Annotated in this window: 22 protein-coding genes and 4 tRNA genes; 10 read left to right on the top strand and 16 right to left on the bottom strand. The window is 67.8% G+C overall.

Features of this window, described 5'->3' with window-relative positions; genetic code table 11:
• Positions 1-24 precede the first annotated feature (24 nt).
• Together NCO8_RS15410 and NCO8_RS15405 are read right to left on the bottom strand one after the other, a co-directional pair.
• Positions 25-501, bottom strand: a complete 477-nt coding sequence (locus NCO8_RS15410) for an RrF2 family transcriptional regulator (RefSeq protein WP_067494693.1) — start codon at positions 499-501, stop codon at positions 25-27.
• A gap of 10 nt (positions 502-511) precedes the next feature.
• Positions 512-1,105, bottom strand: a complete 594-nt coding sequence (locus tag NCO8_RS15405; protein WP_067494697.1) for a TetR/AcrR family transcriptional regulator — start codon at positions 1,103-1,105, stop codon at positions 512-514.
• A gap of 133 nt (positions 1,106-1,238) precedes the next feature.
• Here NCO8_RS15405 and NCO8_RS15400 point away from each other — a divergent pair, with 133 nt between their 5' ends.
• Together NCO8_RS15400 and NCO8_RS15395 are read left to right on the top strand one after the other, a co-directional pair.
• Complete coding sequence (locus NCO8_RS15400; RefSeq protein ID WP_067640319.1) at positions 1,239-3,533, top strand: MMPL family transporter; 2,295 nt, start codon at positions 1,239-1,241, stop codon at positions 3,531-3,533.
• 161 nt (positions 3,534-3,694) lie between these two features.
• Positions 3,695-5,983: an MMPL family transporter gene (locus tag NCO8_RS15395; protein WP_067640317.1), complete on the top strand. Its 2,289-nt coding sequence runs from the start codon at positions 3,695-3,697 to the stop codon at positions 5,981-5,983.
• Between the two features lie 33 nt (positions 5,984-6,016).
• On the opposite strand, the gene NCO8_RS15390 is transcribed toward NCO8_RS15395, so the two are convergent.
• A complete protein-coding gene (locus tag NCO8_RS15390; RefSeq protein WP_067494949.1) occupies positions 6,017-6,265 on the bottom strand; it encodes a hypothetical protein in 249 nt (82 codons plus the stop codon).
• Positions 6,266-6,550: 285 nt separating this feature from the next.
• Between NCO8_RS15390 and NCO8_RS15385 the strand changes: the two genes are divergently transcribed.
• Positions 6,551-7,567, top strand: a complete 1,017-nt coding sequence (locus NCO8_RS15385; RefSeq protein ID WP_084457202.1) for a GlxA family transcriptional regulator — start codon at positions 6,551-6,553, stop codon at positions 7,565-7,567.
• Here the strand turns inward: NCO8_RS15385 and NCO8_RS15380 are convergent.
• From NCO8_RS15380 to NCO8_RS15370, 3 genes are all read right to left on the bottom strand, one after another.
• Positions 7,546-7,636: transfer RNA gene (locus NCO8_RS15380), tRNA-Ser, on the bottom strand. The genes NCO8_RS15385 and NCO8_RS15380 overlap by 22 nt on opposite strands.
• A 46-nt stretch (positions 7,637-7,682) precedes the next feature.
• Positions 7,683-8,117, bottom strand: a complete 435-nt coding sequence (locus tag NCO8_RS15375) for a nucleoside deaminase (RefSeq protein ID WP_084457211.1) — start codon at positions 8,115-8,117, stop codon at positions 7,683-7,685.
• An 11-nt stretch (positions 8,118-8,128) separates the two neighbouring features.
• The gene (locus tag NCO8_RS15370; RefSeq protein ID WP_067494712.1) at positions 8,129-8,668 is read right to left on the bottom strand and encodes a tRNA adenosine deaminase-associated protein; all 540 of its coding nucleotides are present in this window, start codon (positions 8,666-8,668) and stop codon (positions 8,129-8,131) included.
• Between the two features lie 40 nt (positions 8,669-8,708).
• On the opposite strand from NCO8_RS15370, the gene NCO8_RS15365 reads away from it, so the two are divergent.
• Positions 8,709-9,674: a prephenate dehydrogenase gene (locus NCO8_RS15365; RefSeq protein ID WP_067640314.1), complete on the top strand. Its 966-nt coding sequence runs from the start codon at positions 8,709-8,711 to the stop codon at positions 9,672-9,674.
• A 102-nt stretch (positions 9,675-9,776) separates the two neighbouring features.
• On the opposite strand, the gene NCO8_RS15360 is transcribed toward NCO8_RS15365, so the two are convergent.
• Genes NCO8_RS15360 through NCO8_RS15350 form a run of 3 tightly spaced genes read right to left on the bottom strand, consistent with a single transcriptional unit; the run spans position 9,777 to position 14,117 of the window.
• Positions 9,777-10,394 (bottom strand): putative glycolipid-binding domain-containing protein, encoded by a 618-nt coding sequence (locus NCO8_RS15360; protein WP_084457200.1) that lies wholly within the window; start codon positions 10,392-10,394, stop codon positions 9,777-9,779.
• A 49-nt stretch (positions 10,395-10,443) separates the two neighbouring features.
• Positions 10,444-12,288, bottom strand: coding sequence for an ABC transporter ATP-binding protein (locus tag NCO8_RS15355; protein ID WP_067640312.1), 1,845 nt, complete (start codon positions 12,286-12,288; stop codon positions 10,444-10,446).
• Positions 12,288-14,117: an ABC transporter ATP-binding protein gene (locus NCO8_RS15350; RefSeq protein WP_067640310.1), complete on the bottom strand. Its 1,830-nt coding sequence runs from the start codon at positions 14,115-14,117 to the stop codon at positions 12,288-12,290. The genes NCO8_RS15355 and NCO8_RS15350 overlap by 1 nt, the downstream gene beginning before the upstream one ends.
• A 271-nt stretch (positions 14,118-14,388) precedes the next feature.
• Here NCO8_RS15350 and NCO8_RS15345 point away from each other — a divergent pair, with 271 nt between their 5' ends.
• Complete coding sequence (locus tag NCO8_RS15345; protein WP_067640307.1) at positions 14,389-15,522, top strand: DNA cytosine methyltransferase; 1,134 nt, start codon at positions 14,389-14,391, stop codon at positions 15,520-15,522.
• Positions 15,519-15,965 (top strand): very short patch repair endonuclease, encoded by a 447-nt coding sequence (locus tag NCO8_RS15340; RefSeq protein ID WP_067640305.1) that lies wholly within the window; start codon positions 15,519-15,521, stop codon positions 15,963-15,965. Before NCO8_RS15345 ends, NCO8_RS15340 begins: the two co-directional genes overlap by 4 nt.
• A gap of 49 nt (positions 15,966-16,014) precedes the next feature.
• Here NCO8_RS15340 and NCO8_RS32765 read toward each other — a convergent pair whose 3' ends face one another.
• Both NCO8_RS32765 and NCO8_RS15335 read right to left on the bottom strand, forming a co-directional pair.
• Complete coding sequence (locus tag NCO8_RS32765) at positions 16,015-16,143, bottom strand: hypothetical protein (protein WP_255284037.1); 129 nt, start codon at positions 16,141-16,143, stop codon at positions 16,015-16,017.
• Between the two features lie 113 nt (positions 16,144-16,256).
• The gene (locus NCO8_RS15335) at positions 16,257-17,837 is read right to left on the bottom strand and encodes an esterase-like activity of phytase family protein (protein WP_067640303.1); all 1,581 of its coding nucleotides are present in this window, start codon (positions 17,835-17,837) and stop codon (positions 16,257-16,259) included.
• An 85-nt stretch (positions 17,838-17,922) separates the two neighbouring features.
• Between NCO8_RS15335 and NCO8_RS15330 the strand changes: the two genes are divergently transcribed.
• Complete coding sequence (locus tag NCO8_RS15330) at positions 17,923-18,318, top strand: RidA family protein (RefSeq protein WP_067494731.1); 396 nt, start codon at positions 17,923-17,925, stop codon at positions 18,316-18,318.
• A 144-nt stretch (positions 18,319-18,462) separates the two neighbouring features.
• Positions 18,463-19,188 carry a maleylpyruvate isomerase family mycothiol-dependent enzyme gene (locus tag NCO8_RS15325; protein ID WP_067640301.1) on the top strand — a complete coding sequence of 242 codons (726 nt, stop codon included), beginning with the start codon at positions 18,463-18,465 and terminating at the stop codon, positions 19,186-19,188.
• 55 nt (positions 19,189-19,243) lie between these two features.
• Here NCO8_RS15325 and NCO8_RS15320 read toward each other — a convergent pair.
• The 3 genes from NCO8_RS15320 to NCO8_RS15310 form a co-directional block, all read right to left on the bottom strand.
• Positions 19,244-19,316: transfer RNA gene (locus tag NCO8_RS15320), tRNA-Arg, on the bottom strand.
• Positions 19,317-19,346: 30 nt separating this feature from the next.
• A tRNA-Ser gene (locus tag NCO8_RS15315) sits at positions 19,347-19,436 on the bottom strand.
• Positions 19,437-19,529: 93 nt separating this feature from the next.
• Positions 19,530-20,258: a dienelactone hydrolase family protein gene (locus tag NCO8_RS15310; protein WP_067494737.1), complete on the bottom strand. Its 729-nt coding sequence runs from the start codon at positions 20,256-20,258 to the stop codon at positions 19,530-19,532.
• Positions 20,259-20,303: 45 nt separating this feature from the next.
• Between NCO8_RS15310 and hisC the strand changes: the two genes are divergently transcribed.
• On the top strand, positions 20,304-21,371 hold the full coding sequence (gene hisC / locus NCO8_RS15305; RefSeq protein WP_067640299.1) for a histidinol-phosphate transaminase: 1,068 nt from the start codon (positions 20,304-20,306) through the stop codon (positions 21,369-21,371).
• Positions 21,372-21,618: 247 nt separating this feature from the next.
• Positions 21,619-22,407 (top strand): DUF2382 domain-containing protein, encoded by a 789-nt coding sequence (locus tag NCO8_RS15300; protein ID WP_067640297.1) that lies wholly within the window; start codon positions 21,619-21,621, stop codon positions 22,405-22,407.
• A gap of 56 nt (positions 22,408-22,463) precedes the next feature.
• Here the strand turns inward: NCO8_RS15300 and NCO8_RS15295 are convergent, their stop codons facing one another.
• Positions 22,464-22,880: a hypothetical protein gene (locus tag NCO8_RS15295; RefSeq protein WP_067640295.1), complete on the bottom strand. Its 417-nt coding sequence runs from the start codon at positions 22,878-22,880 to the stop codon at positions 22,464-22,466.
• 48 nt (positions 22,881-22,928) lie between these two features.
• Positions 22,929-23,016, bottom strand: a tRNA-Ser gene (locus NCO8_RS15290).
• Positions 23,017-23,151: the final 135 nt, after the last annotated feature.

Raw genomic sequence — 23,151 nt, 5'->3', positions numbered from 1 at the left:
GATAAACCCGAACCTGTGGATAAATCACGCGTCGGCGGGCGTACGTGGCTCGCGCCGCGCCCAGGCGCCAGGATCCGCGATCAACTCATCGATGAAACCGGGCAGTCGGTCGGCGGCGATATCGGCGATCGACACGTTCTCGAGCACGGCCCGGATATTCACCCGCAGCGCGATCCACACCCGCTGCAGCGGCTCGGCCGCACCGGGGTAGCGCACGTCCTCGGGGCGCTGCCCGCGCACCGAGGCCAGCGGCGACTCGACCCCACGGATCACGTCGGCCACCGAGATCTCCTCGGCGGGCCTGCCCAGGCGGTACCCGCCGTCCGGTCCGCGCCTGCTGCGCACCAGTTCGGCGCGACGCAGCTCGGCGAGCACGGTCTCGAGGACCTTCGGCGGGATCTGCGCCGCGGCGGCGATGGCCTCGGCCTTCACGACCCCGTCGGCCGCGGCGAGCTCGAGCAACGTTCGCACCGCGTAATCGACCCTTGCGGTGATATGCACGGTCTCGAACCTACGCGGTCGCGCCGCCGGCCAGCACGGCGGTCGCCGCGTCGAGCAACGTCTGCTCGACGAGCGCGTCGGTGGCTCCCGGCGCCAGCTCGATCGACAGCAGCGCCACCCCGAGCACCTCGATGGCACCGGCCGCGCGCAGCATCGACTCCGGCGTCGGATTCGGTCCGGACAGCCAGGTCCGCAGCTCGCGAGTGGGTTCCATGAGATCCGGGTAGCGGTCGGCGATGGCGTTGACGATGGCGGCGGTGTCGCGCACACACAGCGCGCCCGCGTCGCGGTGGCGGATCATGCCGCGCAGATAGGTGCGCAGGACGGCGCGGATGCCCTCGCTGTCGTAGGGGACGGCGTCGATATCGGTGACGATATCGCGCATGTGATCGATGATCGGGTCGATGATCGCCAGCAGCAGATCGAGCTTCGACGCGTAGTGGTAGTACAGCGACGCCTTTGTGATTCCCACCATATCGGCCACTTCGCGCAGGCTCGTCTGCTCGAAGCCTTTCGCGGCGAACAGCCGAAGCGCGGCATCACGAATCGCCTGTTTAGTGCCTCCACCTGCGGTAACGGTGTCGGCGGTGTCCCGGGCAGCCATGTCGTAATCCTCCCATGAATCGTTGGTGATCTATCCGGCGCCCATAAAATTGAGGTTGCCCCTCCGCTTACGCCGTCGGTAGTCTACCTACCGCACGGTAGACAAATCATTCGCGATGTGGAGGCGGGGACACGTGTCCGTATACCTGTACCGATGGGGAAAGTTCGCTTTCCGCCGTAAATGGATAGTGTTGCCGGTCTGGCTACTGCTGTTCGTTCTGCTCGGCGGGCTCGGCGCCACCCTCAGCAAGCCGATGAGCAACGACTTCAGCATGCCCGAGCTGCCCTCGGCTCGCGCCAACGAAATCCTCGACAAGCACTTCCCCGGCATGTCCGAACAGTTCAAGTTCGACGCCGTGGCAGGCACGTACGTGATCGCCGCGCCGGAAGGCCAGCAGCTCACCGATCCGGCCAACCGTGCCGCGATCGAAGCGTTCATCGGCAAGCTCGGTGAACTGCCGATCGTCGACAAGACCAAGCCGCTGGCCAACCCGATCGAGATGACCGACAAGATGGGCTGCCTGAGCAACCCTGACCCGTCGACCTGCTCGGGCGCCCCGCTCAACGTGCTCAACGAAACCGCGCCGAAGACCGTCGCCACCCTCAACGTGCCGTTCACCATCGAGAACGTCACCGACGTGACCGACGCCGAGCGCGACGCCGCCTTCGAGGTCGGCGCCGACGCCCGCAACGCCGGCCTGACCGTCGAACTCAGCGGTTCCATCGCGATGAAGCAGGAACAGCCGAGCGGCAAGTCCGAGCTCATCGGTATGGGCGTCGCCCTGATCGTCATGGTGATCGCGTTCGGCGCCATCGTCGCCGCGGTCGTCCCGATCGTCACCGCCATCGTCGGCCTCGGCGCCGCGACCTCGACGATCATGCTCGGCACCTCCTTCATGGAGGTGCCAGGCTTCACCACCTTCCTCGCCTCGATGATCGGTATCGCGCTGTCGATCGACTACGCGCTGTTCATCGTCTCGCGCTACAAACACGAACTGTCCGTGCGTGATTCGGCCGAGGAAGCCGCCGGTACCGCGCTGGGCACCGCCGGTTCGGCCGTGGTGTTCGCCGGTCTCACCGTCATCATCGCGCTCGGCGCGCTGAGCATCGTCGGCGTGGAGTTCCTGACCTTCATGGGTCTCGGTGGCGCCATCGCCGCCGCGTTCGCGGTGCTCACCGCCGTCACCCTGATGCCCGCCCTGATGGGCGCCTTCGGTAAGGCCTTGTTCAAGCCGAAGCTGCCGCTGGTGGCCCAGCACGATCCCGAGGACGACAGCTCGGTCACCAACGGCCAGCGTTTCGCCCGCCTGATCGGCAAGGCGCCGTGGGTCGCACTGATCCTGTCGGTGGTCGTGCTCGGTGCCCTCGCCGCACCCGCCGCGGGCCTGAACCTCGGCCTGCCCGGCGAGGACAGCCTGCCCAAGACCTCGACCGTGCGTAAGGCCTACGACCTGCGCACCGAGGGCTTCGGTGAGGGCAGCAACGGTGTCCTCATGGTCGTCGCCGACCTGAGCGCCACGCCCGAGGGGCAGCGTGAGGCGGCGCTCGGCGCGCTGCGCGACAAGCTCGCCTCCTACGAGGGCATGGACTACGTCACCGAGCCGCAGTGGAGCGAGGACAAGCAGGGCGCCATGCTCAACGGCGTCCCGGTGTCCGGTCCGAACAACCAGGAAACCAAGGATCTGGTGCAGTCGGCGCGCGGCGCCGAGGCCGAGCTGCAGGCGCAGTACGGCATGCAGTACGGCATCACCGGTACCACCGCGATCTACGCCGATGTCGACCATGCGCTGCTCAGCAAGATCGTGCCGTACCTGGCGATCGTCGCCGGTGCCGCGTTCATCCTGCTGATCCTGGTGTTCCGCTCGATCCTGGTTCCGCTCACCGCGGCGCTCGGGTTCCTGCTGTCGATGGCTGCCACCTTCGGTGCCACCGTGCTGATCTTCCAGGAGGGCACCTTCGGGCTGATCGAGGACCCACAGCCGCTGGTCAGCTTCCTGCCGATCATGTTGATCGGCTTGGTGTTCGGTCTCGCGATGGACTACCAGGTGTTCCTGGTGACCCGCATGCGTGAGGAATTCGTGCACGGCCGTTCGCCGAAGGAAGCCATGGTCGCCGGTTACCACCACGGCGCCCGCGTGGTCACCTCGGCCGCGATCATCATGATCTCGGTATTCGGCTCCTTCATCATGGAAACCGACGTCACCGCGAAGTCGTTCGGTTTCGCGCTGGCCGCCGGTGTCGCCATCGACGCCTTCGTGGTCCGCATGGTGATCGTGCCAGCGCTGCTGGTGATCATGGGCAAGTGGGCCTGGTGGATGCCGAAGTGGCTCGACCGCATCGTTCCCGATATCGACGTCGAGGGCGCCAAGCTCGAGCAGCTGCGCAACTCGGGTACCGAGACGGTGAAGCACCCGGTCGCCGTCGGCTGACCGTAATGCCCTACACGACCCCGCGATCCGCCCCATGGATCGCGGGGTCGTCGCATGTGCGGGCCCGGTTGCTTGATATCGCGGTATCGCGGCACCAGACTCAGGACTAGTTCGACCCGGCTCTACTCCACGCTCTGCATCGAATCACCGAGGAGAAACCCGTGTCCGTCTATCTGTACCGGTGGGGAAAGCTGGCCTTTCGCCGCAAATGGATCGTGCTCCCCGTCTGGTTACTCTGCTTCATGGTGCTCGGCGGACTCGGTGCCCAGCTGCAGAAGCCGATGACCGACGACTTCAGCATGCCGAACCTGCCGTCGGAGCGGGCGACCGAAATCCTCGACAAGCACTTCCCCGGTATGTCGGAGGCGTTCGCGTTCGACGCGGTCACCGGCACCTACGTCGTCGGCGCGCCCGCAGGCCAGAAGCTCACCGACCCGGCCAATCGCCAGGCCGTCGCGGCGATGATCGAACGGCTCGAGCAGTTGCCGATCGTCGATCACACCGAACCGATCGTGGACCCGATCACGGCCACCGAGGAGATGGGTTGCCTTACCGCGCAACCCGATCCGTCGACCTGCAGTGGCGCGCCGCTCAATGTGCTGAACGAGTCGGCACCCGACACCGTCGCCTACTTCAGCGTGCCGTTCACCATCAAAGAGTTCGCCGATGTGAAGCCCGAGGACCGCGAGGCCGCCTACGCCGTCGGCGACGACGCCCGCGCCGCCGGGCTCACGGTGGAGATGAGCGGCAGCCTGCCCATGGAGCAGGAGATGCCGAGCGGTAAGTCCGAGATGATCGGTATGGCCGTTGCCCTGGTGGTGATGATCGTGGCGTTCGGCGCGATCGTCGCGGCCTTCGTGCCGATCATCACCGCCATCGTCGGCCTCGGCGCCGCGACCTCGCTGATCTTCCTGTCCACCACGGTGCTCGAGATCCCGAGCTTCACGACGTTCCTCGCCTCGATGATCGGTATCGCGCTGTCGATCGACTACGCGCTGTTCATCGTCTCCCGCTACAAACACGAACTGACCGTGCAGGATTCGGCCGAGGAAGCCGCCGGTACCGCACTCGGTACGGCGGGCTCGGCGGTGGTGTTCGCCGGTCTCACCGTGATCATCGCGCTCGCCGGGCTGGCCATCGTCGGTGTCCGGTTCCTGACGTTCATGGGTCTCGGTGGTGCGGTGGCGGCCGCGTTCGCCGTGCTCACCGCCATCACCCTCATGCCCGCGCTGCTCGGTGCGTTCGGCAAGGCCCTGTTCAAGCCGAAGCTGCCGCTGATCGCCCAGCACGATCCCGAGGACGACAGCGTCGTCACCAACGGCACCCGCGTCGCCCGGGTGATCGCCAAGTTCCCCGCGGTGACGATGATCCTGGCCATCGTGGTGCTCGGCCTGCTCGCCGCGCCCGCGCTGAACCTGAACCTCGGCCTGCCCGGCGAGGACAGCCTGCCCAAGTCGACCACCGTGCGTAAGGCCTACGACCTGCGCACCGAGGGTTTCGGTGAGGGCAGCAACGGTGTGTTGCAGGTGGCCGTCGACCTGGCCGACACCCCCGCCGATCAACGGCCCGCCGCGCTGAACGCCTTGCGCGACAAGCTCATGTCCTACCCCGACATGGAACTGGTCACCGAACCGCAGATGAGCTCCGACGGTGCGGGCGCCCTCATCAACGGCATTCCCAAGGCCGGACCCAACGATCAGTCGACCAAGGATCTGGTGCAGTCGGCCCGCGATGCCGAGGCAGCGCTGCACGAGCAGTACCAGATGTCGTACGGCATCACGGGAACCACCGCGATCTACGCCGATATCGACCACGTGTTGTTGAGCAAGATCGTGCCGTACATGGCGATCGTCGCGGGCGCCGCGTTCATCCTGCTGATCCTGGTGTTCCGCTCGATCCTGGTCCCGCTCACCGCGGCGCTCGGGTTCCTGTTGTCGATGGCGGCGACGTTCGGCGCGACGGTGCTGGTCTTCCAGGAGGGCAAGCTCGGGCTGATCTCGGACCCGCATCCGCTGGTGAGCTTCCTGCCGATCATGTTGATCGGCTTGGTGTTCGGGCTCGCGATGGACTACCAGGTGTTCCTGGTGACCCGCATGCGCGAGGAGTACGTGCACGGCTCCGAACCGACCGAGGCGGTGGTGAAGGGTTATCACCACGGCGCGCGCGTGGTCACCTCCGCGGCGATCATCATGATCTCGGTGTTCGGTTCGTTCCTGCTCGAATCCGATGTCACCGCGAAGTCGATGGGCTTCGCGCTGGCGGCGGGCGTCGCGCTCGACGCGTTCGTCGTGCGCATGGTGCTCATTCCCGCTCTGCTTGTGCTGCTGGGCAAATGGGCGTGGTGGATGCCCGCCTGGCTGGACAAGATCGTTCCCGATATCGACGTGGAGGGTTCCAAGTTGCGCGAGATCCACCGCAACGACCGCGAGATGGCGGCCGCGGAACTGTGAGACCCTGGCCGGGCACTCGTTCGGGTGCCCGGCCTACTTGCTCGGCTGCGGAACCTCGCATTCGGTGACCCTCGGGTTCAGCCCGATGTAGTTCCCCGGTCCCGCCGCCGCCGTAACGGCGATCGTCGCCCAATCCGAGCACTCCCTCGGGAGTTTCGAGAAATAGTGCCGCTGACCTGCGGCGAGCAGCCCCACGGCCACCCACCCGAGCACGATCAGAACCAAGAGCTTCCCCCCGAGCCCGATCCCGGACTTCGCGGGTGGCGGCACACGCCCGCGCATAATCATCGTTCCTTCCCGGATTTCGGTGTAACTCAGTCTATTACGCGAGTACTACACCGCAGGTCGGACGCAGGTGAATAGCCGTCGACAGCTCTCGATCAGCGCGTTGTGGGTTTCGCGGGTTCACGCCGGGCGGCGGCGGGCGGGCACACACCGTGCCTGATGGCGTTCGCGGCGTGAATGCCGAGTGCGAATTCCTTCAATTTCTTCCACATGAATCCATGGTCGCGAGCTGCGAAGGCCACGAGAAGTGGCGTAGACGACGACTATCGCTAAGATTCAGACATGGGTTCGACCGTGTCGGTGCTGGCCTACGACGGGATGACGGCGTTCGAGGCCGGCATCGTCATCGAGGTGTTCGGCCTCGTGTGGCCCGACATCGATCAGCCCTGGTACGAGCTGAAGGTCTGCACCGAAACCCCCGACCCCATCCGGGTGATCGGCGGCGCGACCATGAGCAGCCCCTACGGTCTCGCCGACTTCGCCGCCGCCGACACAGTGGTGGTGCCCAGCGTCGCCGACCCCCGCGCCGCCACCTCACCGGAGCTGATCGAGGCACTGCGGCAGGCGCATCGCAACGGGGCACGCATCGTGTCGATCTGCTCGGGTGCTTTCGCGCTCGCGGCGGCCGGGCTGTTGGACGGTCGCCGGGCCACCACGCACTGGCGATACGCCGATCTGCTGCGTGAGCGGTATCCCGCCGTGGTCGTCGACGCCGAACCGCTCTACACCGACGACGGCGACATCCTCACGAGCGCGGGCTGCGCGGCCGGCCTCGACCTGGCGCTGCACCTGGTACGCACCGACATGGGCGCGTCCGTCGCGAACGCCGTCGCCCGCAGGCTGGTGATCCAGCCGCACCGCACCGGCGGGCAGGCGCAATACATCGAGTCCCCGATGCCGCCCGAACCCCTCGACGACCCGGTCGGCCGCAGCCTGGCCTGGGCCGCCGAACACATCCACGAGCCGCTCGGCGTCGCCGACCTCGCCCGGGTCGCCGGCCTGTCCCAACGCACCTACCTGCGTCATTTCGTTCGGTCCACCGGCACCACTCCGAGCAAATGGCTCACCACGCAACGTATTCAGGCCGCCCTTGCGATGCTCGAAACCAGCGATGCCCCGGTGGAGGAGATCGCCACGGCCGTCGGCTTCGCCACCGCGGTCACCTTCCGCCACCACTTCGCGAAGGCGCTGCACACCTCCCCTTCGGCGTACCGCAACACCTTCCGAACCGCACAAAGCAAAAGCCCCTCACCTGTCGGAACAGGTAAGGGGCTTGCTGGCGGTGGCGGAGGGATTTGAACCCTCGGACGGGGGTTACCCGTCACACGCTTTCGAGGCGTGCTCCTTAGGCCGCTCGGACACGCCACCGCCGACTACGGTACCGGATAGGGGGCTCGATCACTAAATCGGCTGGTCAGCGCTGGTTGCGGAAGAAGGTGTCGAGGAGGGCGACGCACTCGGATTCGAGGATTCCGGCGCGTACCTGAGGGCGGTGGTTGAGGCGGCGGTCGCGGACTACGTCCCACAGGGAGCCGACTGCGCCGGTCTTGGGTTCCCAGGCGCCGAAGATCACCTTCTCGACGCGGGCGAGAACCAGCGCGCCCGCGCACATCGTGCACGGTTCCAAGGTGACAGCGAGGGTCGCGCCTTCGAGCCGCCAACCGTCGCCGTGGACGGCCGCGGCTTTTCGCAGGGCGAGGACTTCCGCGTGGGCGGTCGGGTCGCCGAGGGCTTCGCGGGCATTGGCCGCGCGGGCCAGCTCACGGCCCTGCGCATCGAAGACGACGGCGCCGACCGGCACATCGCGCGGGTCGGCGTCGGCGGCGGCCGCGAGTGCGGCGCGCAGCATGTCCTCGTCGGTCACTTCTGCAGTTTGTCCAGCACCGCCGCGTATTCGTCGGCGAAACCGAGGCGCTCGGCGATCAGTTTCAGCTGTTCGTCCGGGTAGAGGTCGGTATCGGCGAGGATCACGCTGAGTACCGGTTCGGGTAGGCCGAGGTCGGCGAGTACGCCGAGGTCGCCCTCTTCCCACGGTTCGATGTCGTCGAGCTCGTCGGGGTCGATGTCGGGGATCTCGACATTGAGTGCGTCGAGGACGTCGGCGGCGATGTCGTAGTCGATCGCGGCGGTCGCGTCGGAGACGAGCAGCCGGGTGCCGCTCGGCGCGGGCCGCAGCACGATGAAGAACTCGTCGTCGACGTCGAGCAGCCCGAACACCGCACCGGAGCTGCGCAATGCCTTCAATTCGGTCTCGGCGGTGGAGAGGTCGACGAGGGCGTCGTGGCTGAGAGGACTGCACCGCCACGTACCTTCTTCGCGGACCACCGCCACGGCGAACCCTTCGACGTCGAAGTCGTCATCCGACGCCGCCCTGTTCGTGCCCGAGCGCTGTGCTGCCATGGACCAAACGGTAGTCTGTCCCGCCCGTAATGATGAACTCGTGTGCCAATCTGTTCTCGTGAGTATCGACGAGCGTGGTGCCGTGTGTGTCCTCGGAACGGGTCTGATCGGCGGCTCCGTGCTGCGCGCGGCCGTGGACGCCGGGTACGAGGCGTTCGGGTACAACCGGTCGGCCGACGGCGCGCAAGCCGCCCGGCTCGACGGTTTCGACGTGTCGGGTGACCTGCCCGAGGTGCTCAGCCGGGCCGCTGCCGCCGACGCGCTCGTGGTGCTCGCGGTGCCGATGCCCGCCGTCGCGCCGGTGCTCGCGGAGGTCGCCGCCTATGCGCCGGAGTGTGCGCTGACCGATGTGGTCAGCGTGAAGGGGCCGGTGGCCGACGCGGTGCGCAAGCAGGGACTCGAGGCTCGGTACGTGGGCGGTCACCCGATGGCCGGTACATCCGAATCAGGCTGGGCGGCAACCGATCCCGAGCTGTTCCGCGGCGCGGTGTGGGCTGTGGGCGTGGACGAGGGCACCCGGGTGGAGCCGTGGTCGCGGGTGGTTCGGCTGGCTTTGGACTGCGGTTCCGTCGTGGTTCCGGTCGTCGCCGAGGAACACGACCAGGCCGTCGCGCGGATCTCGCATCTGCCGCATGTGCTGGCCGAGGCGTTGGCCGCGGCCGGGGCGGGCGGTGGTGAGCTGGCGCTCGGGTTGGCGGCCGGTTCGTTCCGCGACGGGACCCGGGTGGCCGGTACCGCGCCCGACCTGGTTCGCGCGATCTGTGAACCGAATGCCGGGGCATTGGAACTGGTGCTCGACGAAACCATCGAGGCGCTGATCGCCGCGCGTGACGCACTTCGCGCCGACGGCACGCTCGGCGAGGTTGTCGAGGCGGGTTACCGGGGGCGGTCGGCCTACGACAGCCGGGCGCAATGGGAGATCACGGGGGTGCTGCCCGGCGCCGACGGCTGGCTCGACGAGCTGCGGCGTGCTGGTCGGCGCGGTGGGGTGCTGCGGGCGCTGTAGTCGGTCGCGACCGTTCCCCGGCCGCCGCGGCCAGGTCGATCAGGACATCGGGCGGTCGATGCCGGCAGGTGGCCGCCTGCGATGGGCGGCCGGTGCCGCGGTTCAGACCCGCTCGGCCAGCCCCGGGTAGTCGAGGACGAACCCTTCCGGGTCGACCGTCAACGTGGCACTCGAAACCGGGGAGAGCACGTTGATGCCGTCGGCGGCACTCGAATAGGTGAGTTCGGCCTCCTGCACCAGCAGGTCGGGCAGACGCACGTAGACGACCGGCACCTGCACGTCACCAACGGCGTTCTGCAGGCAGAACCGGCGGATCGGCAAGGTGTTGAAGAACGGGCTGAGCACCACGTCCACATCGAGGGCGCCGGCGAACGTCGAGCGCACGTGGGTGCCGCCCGCGTCGACGAGCCAGTAGTTCTCCTCGTCCCGCGACACCGAGGCGTGGCGTTCACCGGCGGCGGTCGTGGTGCGCAGCGACAAACGCCTGGTCGCGCCCGCTTCATCGGTGACCAGATCGTAGGAGGCGCTGAACGCCGGGTGCTCGTGGTTGGCGCTGCCGATCATCCGGCCCGCGGCCCTGATCCGGTTGCCGTTCACCGTCACCCGGACCGATTCCATCCGGGAGTTGTCGTGGGCTCGCCAGGTGAGCACCGCCGGCCACCGAGAGGCCGGTCTGTTCTCGGTGGGGCCTGCGGCCGGGCCCGGGGCTGGGGTCGTCACCTCTCTACGGTAAGCGACACCGGCCCCCGCGCTGTACAACACGAGCGCATCACACCAGCGAATCCCGCCAGGCGGCGTGCAGTCCCGCGAAGCGGCCCTGGCCCGCGATCAGCTCGGCCGGTGCGCCGTCCTCCACCACGCGGCCGCCGTCGAGCACCAGCACCCGGTCGGCAATGGCGACCGTGGACAGGCGATGCGCGATGATGACGGCCGTCCGGCCCCGCAGCAGCGTCTCCAGCGCACGCTGCACCAGGCGCTCACCGGGGATGTCGAGGCTCGACGTCGCCTCGTCGAGCACGATCACCACCGGATCGGCGAGGAACACCCTGGCGAAGGCGACCAACTGGCGCTGACCGGCGGATAATCGCCCGCCCCTGGTTCGCACGTCGGTGTCGTATCCGTCCGGTAGCGACCCGACGAACTGGTCGAGTCCGACCGCGCGAGCCGCCGTCCGCACCTCGGCATCGGTGGCCGATGGCCTGCCGAGCCGGATGTTGTCGGCGATCGTGCCGGAGAACAGGTACGCCTCCTGCGTGATCATCACGACGTGCCTGCGCAGCTCGGTATCGGCCAGTTCGCGCAGGTCGACGCCGTCGAGGGTGATGGTGCCGCCGGACGGGTCGTAGAACCGGGTGAGCAGCTTGGCCAGCGTCGACTTGCCCGCCCCGGTGGCACCGACCAGTGCCACGATCTGCCCGGCCGGGATGTCGAGGTCGAATTCCGGCAGCACCGGCGAGGCCGCGTCGTAGCCGAACCACACCTTGTCCATCCGCACCGCACCGTTGGGATGCTCGACGGTGACCGGCTCGACCGGTTCCGCGACCGCCGGTTCCTCCTCGAGCACACCGGAGATCTTCTCCAGCGCTGCCGCGGCCGACTGGTAGGAGTTGAACACCTGGGCCAGCTCGTCGAGCGGGCCGAAGAACTGGTCGAGGTAGAGCAGGTAGGCCGCGAGCACTCCGATGGCCAGGTTGCCCTCCATCACCTGCCAGGACCCGACGAGCAGCACGACCACGGTTGTCACCTTGCCGATGAAGTTCGACAGGCCGACGTAGTCGCCGACGCCGCGCATCGCGGTGGTCGTCGCCTTCTGGTACGCCGCGTCCTCGACGCCGAGCACTTCCTGGTTGCGGTGTTCGCGCCGGAAAGCCTGCACCGCCCGCATACCGCTCATCGATTCGACGAACTGCACGACCACCCTGGCGATCGCGCCACGGGTCCGCCGGTAACCCGCCCGCTGACGCCGCTGCGCCCACCGGGTGACGAACACCAACGGCACGAACCCGAGCAGCACGATGGCCGCGAGCATCGGGTCGAGCCAGACGAGCAGGACGGCGATGGTGACCACCGAGAGCAGCGCGCTCGCCGCCTGGTTCAGCGCGCCTTCGAGCAGGTCCTGCAGCGCCTCGATATCGCTGGTGAGCCGGGTGACGACCTTGCCCGAGGTGTATTTCTCGTGGAACGACACACTCAACCGCTGGGTGTGCGCGAAGGTGCGCACCCGCAGGTCGAACAGCACCCGCTGGCTCAGCGCTCCGGCCGCGCGCAGGAAGGCGAAGGTGGTGAGACCCGACAGCACCGTCACCGCGATGAACCCGGCGACGGTCGCGATCAACGGCGTCCAGTTGCCTTGGCGCCCTTGGGTTATCCCGTGGTCGAGCCCGTAGGCGATGAACAACGGCACCGACACCTTCGCCGCGTTGTCAAGCACGATCAGGACGAAGGTGAGGACGGCGAGCTTGCGGTAGGGCCGGACCAGATCGAGCAGCAGTCTGCGGGAACGGCCGGCGAGCACCACGTTTCCGGTGCCGGTGACGGCGTCGTCCTCCTTGGCGATGCCGCGCCAGTCGGCCGCCTGATCCTGTTGTGGTTCAACTGTTTCGGTGGTGGTCATCAGGCACCGCCCATCAGTTCGCGGTAGTGGCGGCTGGTGCGAAGCAGCTTGTCGTGGGTGCCCTCGGCGACGATGTGTCCGTCGGCGAGCAGCGCCACCCGGTCGGCAAGTGCGGCGGTGGACGGGCGGTGCGCCACCAGCAGGGTCGTCGCACCGGAGAGCACCGCGCGCAGCCGATCCTGCACGCGCTCCTCGGTTTCCACGTCCAGCGCGGAGAGCGGGTCGTCGAGCACCATGATCCGGCCCTCGTCGGCATCCGCCGCACCGGTGAGCACCGCCCTGGCCAGCGCGAGCCGTTGCCGCTGCCCGCCGGACAGACTCATGCCCTGCTCGCCGATCCTGGTGTCGAGCCCCCACGGCAGCGCGTCGACGAACTCGGTGGCCTGGGCGATGTCGAGCGCGCGCCGCACGTCGTCGTCGGTGGCGCTCGGGTCGCCGAGGGCCACGTTCTCGCGCACACTCGCCGAGAACAGCACCGGCTCCTCGAAGGCGACCGTCACCACCCGGCGCAGGTCGGCCAGTCGCAGCGTGGCGATGTCGACGCCGTCGATGGTGATGCGACCGGCGTTCACGTCGTAGAGGCGCGGAATCAGCTCGAGCAGTGCGGTTTTGCCGCTCCCGGTCGCACCGACGAGCGCGACCGTCTCGCCCGGCCTGATCCGCAGCGAGACATCCTCCAGCACAGCGTTTTCCGGACCGCCGTCGGCGCGCGGGTAACCGAACCGGACGCCCTCGATCACCAGTTCGCCGCGCACCGGCACGGGCAGGTCGACCGGGTCCGGCGGGTCGGCGATGTCGAGCGGGGTGTCGATGATCTCCCAGTACCGGTCGGCGGCGGTCCGTGCCTCGAACAGCTCCGACAGCAGGAAGCCGAGCCAGATCACCGGCCACTGCAGGAACGTTTCCAGCGTGACGGCGGCGACCAGGGTGCCGATGGTCATGGAGCCCTGCGCCACCGCGTATCCGCCGACACCGAGCGACAGCGCGATCGCGATGGTCGGCAGAGCCACCAGCGCCGACCACAGCGTGGCGTCCAGATGCACCTTCGTCAGCTCGGTGCGTTGCAGTTCACGCGACAGCGCGGTGAAGCGGGCGCCGAAGAACTGGCCACGGCCGAGCGCCTTGAGCACACGCACGCCCTGCGCGGATTCCTGGGCGATGGTCGCCAGGTCTCCCGCCTGGTCCTGGGAGCGGCGCGAGGCCACCTCGAACCGGCGGACGAAACGCGCGCAGTACACGGTGAGCGGCAGGCAGGTCACCGTGAAGATCAGTCCCACCTGCCAATTCAGCACGAACAAGGCGATGAGCCCGACGGGCGCGATCACCGAGTTGACGATGAGGAACGGCCCGGCGAACGCGACGAACCGGCGCAGCGCCGACATGTCGTCGATCGCACGCGAGAGCAGCTGACCGGATTGCCACCCGTCGTGACGGCCGATCGACAACGCCTGCAGCTTCGCGAACAGCTTTGCCCGCATGGTGATTTCGAATGTCGTCGCCGGTTTGGACACCAGCCAGCGTCTGCCCCACATGCCGAACGATTCGAGTGCACCGAGCAGGAACACGAACGCGACCGGCACGAGCAGCCCCGCGAAATCTCGGCGGGCGATCGGTCCGTCGATGATGCGGGCGATGACCAGCGGTGTCACCACCGCGGTCGCGGCCATCATGATGGCCAGCAGGTTCGCCAGGATCAGCGGAACCCGGTACGGCTTCAGGTAGGGCAGGAACCGGCGCAGCGAGCGCATACCCCCGCGCGCCGGCTGTGTGGGCTGCCCGGAACTGTCGGCCTCCGATTCGGCGACCGCCAGTTCTGATGTGACAGACAAAGACTCCCCCTCGGGTCCGGTTGGATGGTTGGTTACCGGAACGGACTCCCAGACGATGTTCGCATCGGGGTCCGACAAGTAGGCCCTTCCAGAGTCGCACCGGAGCACCGTTCCCGGCCACCGATTTTTCTGCCGGACGAAAGCATCCACAGCAGTGCACAGCCCCGGCCGCTACGCCCTCTGCCGCTGTTCAGCGGCCCGATACAATGCCGCAGGCGCGAGAAGTGGGTGGTCGCGCGTTCCGACAAGCACAGGAGGACTGTTGACGCGGATGGTCGGGTTGTTCGCCGGGATCGGCGGGCTCGAACTCGGCCTCGGCAGACACGGATGGTCCACCGAGTTGCTGTGTGAGATCGATCCGGGTGCGCAGGGCGTGCTCGCCGCGCGTTTTCCCGAAACACCACTGCACGCCGACATCACCCGCCTGCGTTCGCTGCCCGCGCGCACGGAACTGGTCGCGGCGGGGTTTCCGTGCCAGGACCTCTCCCAGGCCGGGCGCACCGCGGGCATCACCGGTCGCCGTTCCGGCCTGGTCGACGAGGTGTTCCGGCTGGTCCGGCGGCAGCGTGGGCCGCGCTGGCTGCTGATCGAGAACGTGCCGTTCATGCTCCAGCTGGGTCGTGGTGCGGCGATGCGCCACATCACCACCGCCCTGGAGGAACTCGGCTACACCTGGGCCTACCGGGTGGTCGACGGTCGCGCGTTCGGCCTGCCGCAACGGCGCCAGCGCGTGCTGATGCTCGCCTCGCGCACCGAGGACCCGCGCCAGGTGCTGTTCGGTGACGACGCGGGCCCGCGCGACTACGGCGACCCCGACCGCGACCCGTGCGGCTTCTACTGGACCGAGGGCGTGCGCGGCCTCGGTTGGGTGGTGAACGCGGTGCCGACCTTGAAGGGTGGTTCCGGGCTCGGCATCGCCAGCCCGCCCGCCGTGCGGCTTCCGGCGGGCGAGATCGTCACCCCTGGCATCATCGATGGGGAACGATTACAGGGTTTCGATGCCGAGTGGACCGCGCCCGCGCTCGACGTGCCGGGTGTGCGGCAGGGGCATCGGTGGAAGCTGGTCGGCAACGCGGTGAGTGTGCGGATGGCGAACTGGGTGGGTGAGCGGCTGGCCGCGCCGCTGGAGCCGCTCACCGTCGGTGCGCCGCTGCGACCGGGCGCACCGTGGCCGAGTGCCGCGTGGGGGCATGCGGGCGTGGTGCATCAGGTGCCGCTGTCGACGTGGCCGGTCCACGAGCCTTACGAGGATCTGAAGAACTTCCTCACCGAACCGCGACTACTCTCCCCGCGGGCCACGGCCGGGTTTCTGCGACGAACGTCCATGGGCAACTTGCGTTTTCCGCCCGGATTCCTCGACGACGTGCGCGACCATCTCGATCGCATGGGTGGCTGGGCGGCATGACGGGGCGGCGGGACCACGGAGACGCTCCGCGGTCGGCACCCGTCACCGACGCGGCGACCAGCGCGCGGATGTCGCGCCAGCGCCGTGCCGACACCGCTCCCGAACTCGCCCTGCGACGCGAGCTGCACCGCGCGGGCCTGCGCTATTTCGTCGACCGTGCGCCGATCAGGGGCCAGCGCCGGCGCGCCGATGTAGTTTTCCCACGCCGTCGTGTCGCCGTGTATGTCGACGGCTGCTTCTGGCATCGGTGTCCCGAGCACGCGACCGATCCGAAGAACAATGCCGAGTGGTGGGCGCAGAAACTGGCGGGCAATGTGGCACGCGATCGCGCTACCGATGCCGCGTTGATCGAGGCGGGCTGGCAGGTGGTGCGGGTGTGGGAACACGAGGACCCGCGGGTCGTCGCCCAGCAGATCGTCGCGTTGGTTCGCGGAACGGGCTGATCGCGGTTCGGCCCTCGCCCGAGAATGCCCGGTGACCGGGCGCGCTTGGTCAGCGGCGGTGGGGCGAGCGGTCGGCGCGGACGCGGACCAGGGAACGGGGTGCGTTGGCGGCGGCGTAGCCGGAGACCACCATCGCCAGGATCGTGGCGAAGCCGGCCAGTGCGATCACGTAGCTCATCTAAGACCTTCCGGTTGGTTACATCGCCCAGCTTGCCCGCCCAACCTGACAACAACCTGTGCGCCCTGTGATGAAACCGCGTGTGACGCGGTCACACACCCCGTTCGCCCCACCTACTCCACGGTGATCTTCACCGTATGACCTCCCACCTTCGCGGGCAGCTTCGTCGTGTCGACCACCAGCACCTCACCGGTGTCCTGTAATCCGTTGGACAGCGTCTTCGGCTTCAACCCGAACGGCGGCTGCTCGCCGGTGCTCGCGGCGAGACCGAAGTCGCTGTCGTTGGCGATGTAGATGGTCTTGCCGCCGTCGAGGGAGGCGATGCCCTCGATCTTGTCGTGGCCGAAGAACCTGCCCTTGTCGTCGAGCGCGGTGACCAGGGCCGCCAGGTCGAGGTTGCTCTTCTTCTCGACCGGCGTGATGCCCGATTTCTTCAGTGCGGCAACGCCATCGGCCGTGGGGACGGTGCCGATCAGAGTCTCGAGCGGTTTGCCGTCCACCAGCAGGCCGCCCTGTTCGGCGTCGTAGCGGGCGCCCGCGAGCGTGGACTGGGGGCCGACGTCGGTCGCGCCCGCGATGTCGATCGTCCAGATCTTCTTGTCCGCCTTCGGCGCCAGGTTGCCGTCACGTTCGGCGACCAGGAAGGTCGTCGCGCTCAGCGCGGTGATCTCCGAGACCGCGACCTTGCTCTGCTTCGGGTTCTCCAGTGGGTACAGGAATTCCTTCTGCGCCTTGGTCTTCAGATCGACGGTGACGATCCGGGCGAAAGGCACCTCCTTGGCCGAGCCGTCCAGGCCGGGCGTCTTCAGCGCGCTCTGCACCATCCCGACCAGCGTGCTGCCGTCCGGGGTGATGGTGAGTCCTTCCATGCCCTGGTTGGGGCTGCGCAGGGCGATCTCCTTCGGCAGCCCGGTGCCGGGCGCCAGCCGTTCGATCTCGGTGCCGTCGGCGGCGAAGTGCACCAGGAACGGTCCGTATTCGTCCGATACCCAGAACGTGCCGTCGGCAAGGGCGACAAGGCCTTCCGGGTCGATCCCGTGATCGGTGGCCGGCAGTACGGTGCCCGCCAGATCCTTGATCGTTTCGCCGGTGCTCGCCGCCGAATCGACCTGGCCGTTGAACGGCACGCCGGCACGATTGCGCAGTTCGATGGTCGACTGCAGCACGGCCCGGCCGCCGACCAGTTCGAACTTGCCGATCTTCGGAACGAACGACGGTGTGGGCGAGAGCTTCTCGTTCTTGCCCGGTCCGTCGACGTTCGGGCCGCGGTCGGTGAGGCCGTAGAACTCGTCGGTGCTGCCGGGCACCGGCGTCCAGGCAGAGCCGAAACCGCTGCCCTGCACGGTGGTGCCACCGAACTCGCCGAGCAACGGAATATCGGTGGTGTACAAGCGAACCGCGTCGCTGGTGTGCACTGTGAATTGGTCGAGCCCCTTGTACCCCGCAGCCGGGGTGTACAAGTAGGCCTCGTCGGCTACGCGGGTGAGACTGCCGTGCTCCGGTTCGAGGCTCACCCCGACGACGGCGTCGCCACCTACTTTCGCGCTGAGTTCTTCCAATGAGATCAGCAGCGCCTGCCCCTCGGCCACGGTGAAGTCGGGATCAAAGCTCGGCGTCGAGCATCCCGCCGTAACGGCGGCAGCGCACAGCGCGGCCGTGAGCGGGAAGAGACGAAGAGCTGGTCGTGCGTTCATCCGCCTTGCGTACCGCGCGCAACCGACCAGCAGACGACCGGGAAATGAATTGTCCTCCCGCAGCCGGTGCCTCATTCTGGCCACCATGACAACAACCCGGTTCAACATTTCCTCGGCCTCCGACTTCGAAGATGTCGTCGGGTATTCGCGCGCCGTGCGGGTGGGCGACCATGTGCTGGTCAGCGGCACCACGGCGGCGCTGCCAGGTGGGGGCGCCGTCGGTGGCGACGATATCGGCGCCCAGACCCGCGAGATCCTCGCGCGGATCGCCACCGCACTCGACCAGGCGGGCGCGAGTGTGCGCGATGTGGTGCGGACCAGGATGTTCGTCACTGATATCTCCCGTTGGCCGGAGGTCGCGGCCGCTCACGCCGAAGTGTTCGGCGATATCCGGCCCGCGGCGTCGATGTACGAGGTCACCGCGTTGATCGCGCCGGGGCTGCTGGTGGAGATCGAAGCCGATGCGATCGTCGCCGGCTGATCGTCGCATCACGGGCACTTCGCGCCCCGGGCGTCGACGGCGAAAAGTGCACAGTTGTCCACAGGTTTCGAGTTATCCACAGGGCCGGGTCGCGGGCGTCGTGAACGCCGGTGTCGCGCGCACCGAACTACTACCCTCGATCTCGTGACCAGCGAAATGGCAACGCCCACCGACCTGTTGGCTCAGGTCTCCGCTTCCACCGCGCGTCTCGGAGCCTCGATCGACGCGCTCGGCGAATCGGCCCTGGCCGAGCCGTCCCAGCTGCCCGGCTGGACCCGCGGCCATGTCGTCGCCCACTTGGCCCGCAATGCGGACAGCTTGCTGAACCTGCTGCTGTGGGCGCACACGGGCATCGAGATCCCGCAGTATCCGAGCGTGGCGGTGCGCGACGCCGACATCGAAACCGGTGCGGGCCGCGCGCCCGACGTCCAGCGGGCCGACTTCGCCGCGTCGGCCCATCGCTGGCAGGCCTTGGCCACCACCATGTCCGCCGCCGACTGGGCGGCCGAGGTCCGCAACCGCCAGGGCGGCACTCTCACCGCCGACATCGTCCCGTGGATGCGTCTGCGTGAAACCGAGATCCACCACGTCGATCTCGGCGTCGGCTACACCCCCGCCGACTGGCCGAAGGAATTCGTCGCCCGCCTGCTCCCCGAAACCGTCGCCGACCTGTCGGCCAAGGTCCACCCCGAGGCCACCCCGACCTTCGACATCCAAGCCACCGACACCGACTTCATCGCCACCATCGGCCCCGACCGTCCCCACCACACCGTCCTGGGCCCCGCCACGTCCCTCCTGGCCTGGCTCCTGGGCCGCACCCCCGGCACCGACCTGACCGGCCCCCTCCCCCCACTCCCCGCCTGGAAATAACCACACAAAAAAAATCCGCCTCCTACCGGGGATACCGATAGGAGGCGGATTGTTGTGCGCCCGAAGGGATTCGAACCCCTAACCTCTTGATCCGTAGTCAAGTGCTCTATCCGTTGAGCTACGGGCGCATGGTCTTCAGTTGTACCGGCGAACCGGTGTGGCGGAGGCGAGAGGATTTGAACCTCCGGTCCCCGTGAAGGGACAACTCATTAGCAGTGAGTCCCATTCGGCCGCTCTGGCACGCCTCCTGGAGCCTTCTCTTTCGAGGGCACCGGTCCTTGTCGAACCGCCGGGAATGAAGATTACACGAGCAGTCGTAGGAGTCCAAAACGCCTGGTCAGCTAGCGTAAATTGCTGTCGAACCAGTCGTAGATGCGGGTCTGGGAATCGATGCGGATGGCGGCGGCAGCGTCGTCGTCGGGGTCGGGGCGGTCGGCGCGGTGACGCAGGCCGGGATAGGTGACGGTGAGACTGGCCACATTCGCACGGGCGGTGGCGTCGCGGAGTTGGTCGACGGCCTCGGGTGGGGTGGCGGGATCGTCGGCGCCGAACAGGCCGAGCCAGGGGGCTTGCAGGCTCGGGGCCACCTCCACCAGTGAGGTGCGCTGGTCGGGGAGCGGGTCGACGATGCCTGCGGCGGCCACGCTCACGGCGGCGCCGATGGGTCGGTTGGTGGCCACGAGGAAGGCGGCCGTGCCCGCGGTGTCGAAACCGAGGACGCCGATGGTGTCGGGGAAGACTCCGCGGCGGGTGAGCCAGTCGAAGCCCGCGTCGAAGTCGGCGAACAGCTCGTCGCCGAACACCTCGTGGACGTCGTCGTCGGGGAGACGATCGAACAGGTGCGGGGCGACGACGATCCAGCCCTCCTGGGCAAGCGATCGCATGAGCTCGACGAGCTGGGGCGGGAACTCCCGCGATTCGTGCAGGACGACGATGCCGCCGCGCGCCGTTCGCTCCGGCTCGACGACGGTGATCGGCACCGAGGTGCGCGCGCTGGTTTCGGCGCCACCCGGCTCACCGGCGGACTCCACCGGCCGCAGTGGGGCGACATCGTTGTAAGTGCCCGGCATATTCCCAGCGTAGGCGGCAGAACTGGTCTTGGGTAGGGTGGAGCGGTGACAGCGCGTATCCGGCCCGACCTGGCCACCATTCCCGCCTATGTTCCCGGCCGCACCCACCCGGACGCGGTGAAGCTCGCCTCGAACGAGACGACGTTCGGCCCGCTGCCGAGCGCGGCGAAGGCGATCGCGGCGGCGGCCGAGCAGGCCAACCGGTACCCCGACAACCAGGTCACCGAGCTGCGGGCGGCGCTGGCCGAATTCCTCGGTGTGAGCGTTGCCAACGTTGCGGTCGGCTGCGGCAGCGTGGCGCTGTGCCAGGAACTCGTGCAGATCACCTGCGATGCCACGACCGACGAGGTGGTGTTCGCGTGGCGCTCGTTCGAGGCGTACCCGATCGTCACCCAGGTGGGCAATGCCACCTCGGTGCCGGTGCCGCTGACCGCCGATCATCGCCACGACCTGGACGCGATGGCCGACGCGATCACGGAACGAACCAAGCTGATCTTCGTCTGCAACCCGAACAATCCGACGGGCACGGCGCACCCACGCGCCGAGCTGGAGCGTTTTCTCGATCGGGTGCCCCCACACGTGCTGGTGGTGCTCGACGAGGCGTATTTCGAGTACCTGCGGTTGCCGGAGACCGACGGTATCGAGATCGGCCGCACCCGACCCAATGTCGTTGTACTGCGGACGTTCTCGAAGGCGTACGGCCTGGCAGGGTTGCGCGTGGGTTACGCCGTGGGCGATCCCGAGGTGATCACCGCGCTGCTGAAGGTGCACATCCCGTTCAGCGTGAACCGGGTGGCCCAGGCGGCCGCGATCGCCTCGTTGGAGGCGCACGGCGAGCTGCTCGATCGCACCGACGTGCTCATCACCCAGCGGGCGCGGGTGCGCGACGCATTGCTGGCCGCCGGGTACGAGGTGCCACCGAGTGAGGCCAATTTCGTCTGGCTGCCGCTCGGGGCGCGCAGCCTGGAATTCGCCGAGGCGAGCGCTGCTGCGGGTGTGCTGGTTCGCCCGTTCGCCGGTGACGGCGTGCGCGTGACCATCGGCGACCCGCACGAGAACGAGCGTTTCCTCGCCTTCGCCACCGCACCGGAGACGACGCTCCGCTTCCGCTGACCGCTGCGCGACTTGCCTTTTCGGGCGCAAAGATGGACGACCGACCGATTACGTCGCGTCCTTCGCGGCCCGATCTCATAACCGCGCCCTCACCTCGGGTTGTTTGGTCCCCTGGACCCCGGGTATTTGCCGCCACGTAGCTGATCTGGTCAACCCGGTCACTGCGTCCCGACTGGTCACCCACAACCACGCGGACCGTCACCCCGGATCCGGATCGACGGCTCCGCTCCCGGTAGGAGGGATGAAAATGAGCAAGGCAACATTGGATTCGCTGATCGGCGCCACCGCCTATGACGAGCGGGGCGAGAAGATCGGCAAGGTCAAGCAGATCTACATCGACAACAACACGGGCTCCCCGACCTGGGCCGCCGTCTCGACCGGCCTGTTCAGTGCCGACTCGCTGGTGCCGCTGGCAGGCGCCGAACACAAGGCCGACGAGGACACGTTGCGTCTGCACGTCGACAAGGAGCAGGTGAAGTCCGCCCCGCACCTCGACGACGGCGGCCGCATCAGCGCCCAGTCCGAGCAGGAGCTGTTCCGCCACTACCACGTGGACCCGCGCTCGGCCGGCTGGAACACCTATGGGCGTCAGCAGATCCGTCCCGGAACCGACGAGCCGATGACCCACGGTAATCCGGCGGCCATGAATCGTGGCACGACCGACGATTCGATGATCCGTTCGGAGGAGCAGCTGCGCGTCGACACCGAAAGCGAGGAGGTCGGCACCGCACGGCTGCGTAAGTACGTGGTGACCGAGGAGCAGACCATCAAGGTCCCGACCACCCACGAAGAGGCGCACATCGTCCGTGAGCCGATTACCGGCGAGCGCACCGGTCGCACCGAGATCGGTGACGACGAGCGCGAGGTGACGCTGCACGCCGACCAGGTGCACGTCCAGAAGGAAGCGGTCCCGGTGGAACGTGTCCGTCTCGAGGTGGACGAGGTCGCCGACGAACAGACCGTCTCCGACACCGTTCGCAAGGAGCGTGTGGAAACCGAAGGCTTCGACGACGACCGTCGTCGGAACAAGCCGTGACGTAAATGCTCTCGCGTAGGCCCCGGTTTCGCACCGGGGCTTAGGCGCGTCCGGGGTCAGATCGCCAGGGCGATCCAGGCCACGACCAGGAGCACACAGAACGCCAACGCCACGTAACTGAGGGCCACTCCGGGCGTGGCCTGACGTTCCGCACCGAGCGCACCCTTCATGTAGATCTGGGCGGGCGCGGAGTAGTGCACCTCGGTGGTATGACCGGGGAAGACCTGGACGGAGGCATGGTTACTGCCGTAGCCCATCCCCCATTGCGAGGTCTCGACGGTCAGCATGTGCGTACCCGGCGGCACGGGGACGAAGTTGGCGCCCCACGTGATGTTCGGAACCTCGAAACCGTCGACCCTGACCCGTGCACCGATACCGAACGCGATCGGCAACTTCCGCGTGTGGACGACGACCCCGGTCTGCCCCGGTACAGCTCGGAACTGCGGAGCCGCGGGAAATGCAGCACCGGTCATGAGAACTCCCCCTCGAAACAACCTGACGCCGGGCGAAAAGCCCGGCCGTGGCGGAGACGGAGGGATTTGAACCCCCGATGGTGTTACCCATGCTCGCTTTCAAGGCGAGTGCATTCGGCCGCTCTGCCACGTCTCCCTGAGCAGAAATACTAGCGGACGCGACCGCGACAACAGATCTCGCACGAACATGGGTAACTCCCCGGGCACGGGCTGCCCCGCCCCAACACGATTCGCAAGGCGCCAACGCACAGCCCCACGCACTTAGTCTGGC

The organism is Nocardia coubleae NBRC 108252, from assembly GCF_001612805.1.
In the GTDB taxonomy this organism is placed as follows: Bacteria; Actinomycetota; Actinomycetes; order Mycobacteriales; family Mycobacteriaceae; genus Nocardia; species Nocardia coubleae.
This window is presented reverse-complemented; position numbering and strand designations above follow the sequence as displayed.

Coding starts and splice junctions, on each gene's coding strand:
- NCO8_RS15405 (WP_067494697.1), bottom strand. CDS start 1,105: ATGGCTGCCCGGGACACCGCCGACACCGTTACCGCAGGTGGAGGCACT.
- NCO8_RS15390 (WP_067494949.1), bottom strand. CDS start 6,265: ATGCGCGGGCGTGTGCCGCCACCCGCGAAGTCCGGGATCGGGCTCGGG.
- NCO8_RS15385 (WP_084457202.1), top strand. CDS start 6,551: ATGGGTTCGACCGTGTCGGTGCTGGCCTACGACGGGATGACGGCGTTC.
- NCO8_RS15375 (WP_084457211.1), bottom strand. CDS start 8,117: ATGCTGCGCGCCGCACTCGCGGCCGCCGCCGACGCCGACCCGCGCGAT.
- NCO8_RS15370 (WP_067494712.1), bottom strand. CDS start 8,668: ATGGCAGCACAGCGCTCGGGCACGAACAGGGCGGCGTCGGATGACGAC.
- NCO8_RS15355 (WP_067640312.1), bottom strand. CDS start 12,288: ATGACCACCACCGAAACAGTTGAACCACAACAGGATCAGGCGGCCGAC.
- NCO8_RS15345 (WP_067640307.1), top strand. CDS start 14,389: ATGGTCGGGTTGTTCGCCGGGATCGGCGGGCTCGAACTCGGCCTCGGC.
- NCO8_RS15340 (WP_067640305.1), top strand. CDS start 15,519: ATGACGGGGCGGCGGGACCACGGAGACGCTCCGCGGTCGGCACCCGTC.
- NCO8_RS32765 (WP_255284037.1), bottom strand. CDS start 16,143: ATGAGCTACGTGATCGCACTGGCCGGCTTCGCCACGATCCTGGCGATG.
- NCO8_RS15335 (WP_067640303.1), bottom strand. CDS start 17,837: ATGAACGCACGACCAGCTCTTCGTCTCTTCCCGCTCACGGCCGCGCTG.
- NCO8_RS15330 (WP_067494731.1), top strand. CDS start 17,923: ATGACAACAACCCGGTTCAACATTTCCTCGGCCTCCGACTTCGAAGAT.
- NCO8_RS15310 (WP_067494737.1), bottom strand. CDS start 20,258: ATGCCGGGCACTTACAACGATGTCGCCCCACTGCGGCCGGTGGAGTCC.
- NCO8_RS15300 (WP_067640297.1), top strand. CDS start 21,619: ATGAGCAAGGCAACATTGGATTCGCTGATCGGCGCCACCGCCTATGAC.
- NCO8_RS15295 (WP_067640295.1), bottom strand. CDS start 22,880: ATGACCGGTGCTGCATTTCCCGCGGCTCCGCAGTTCCGAGCTGTACCG.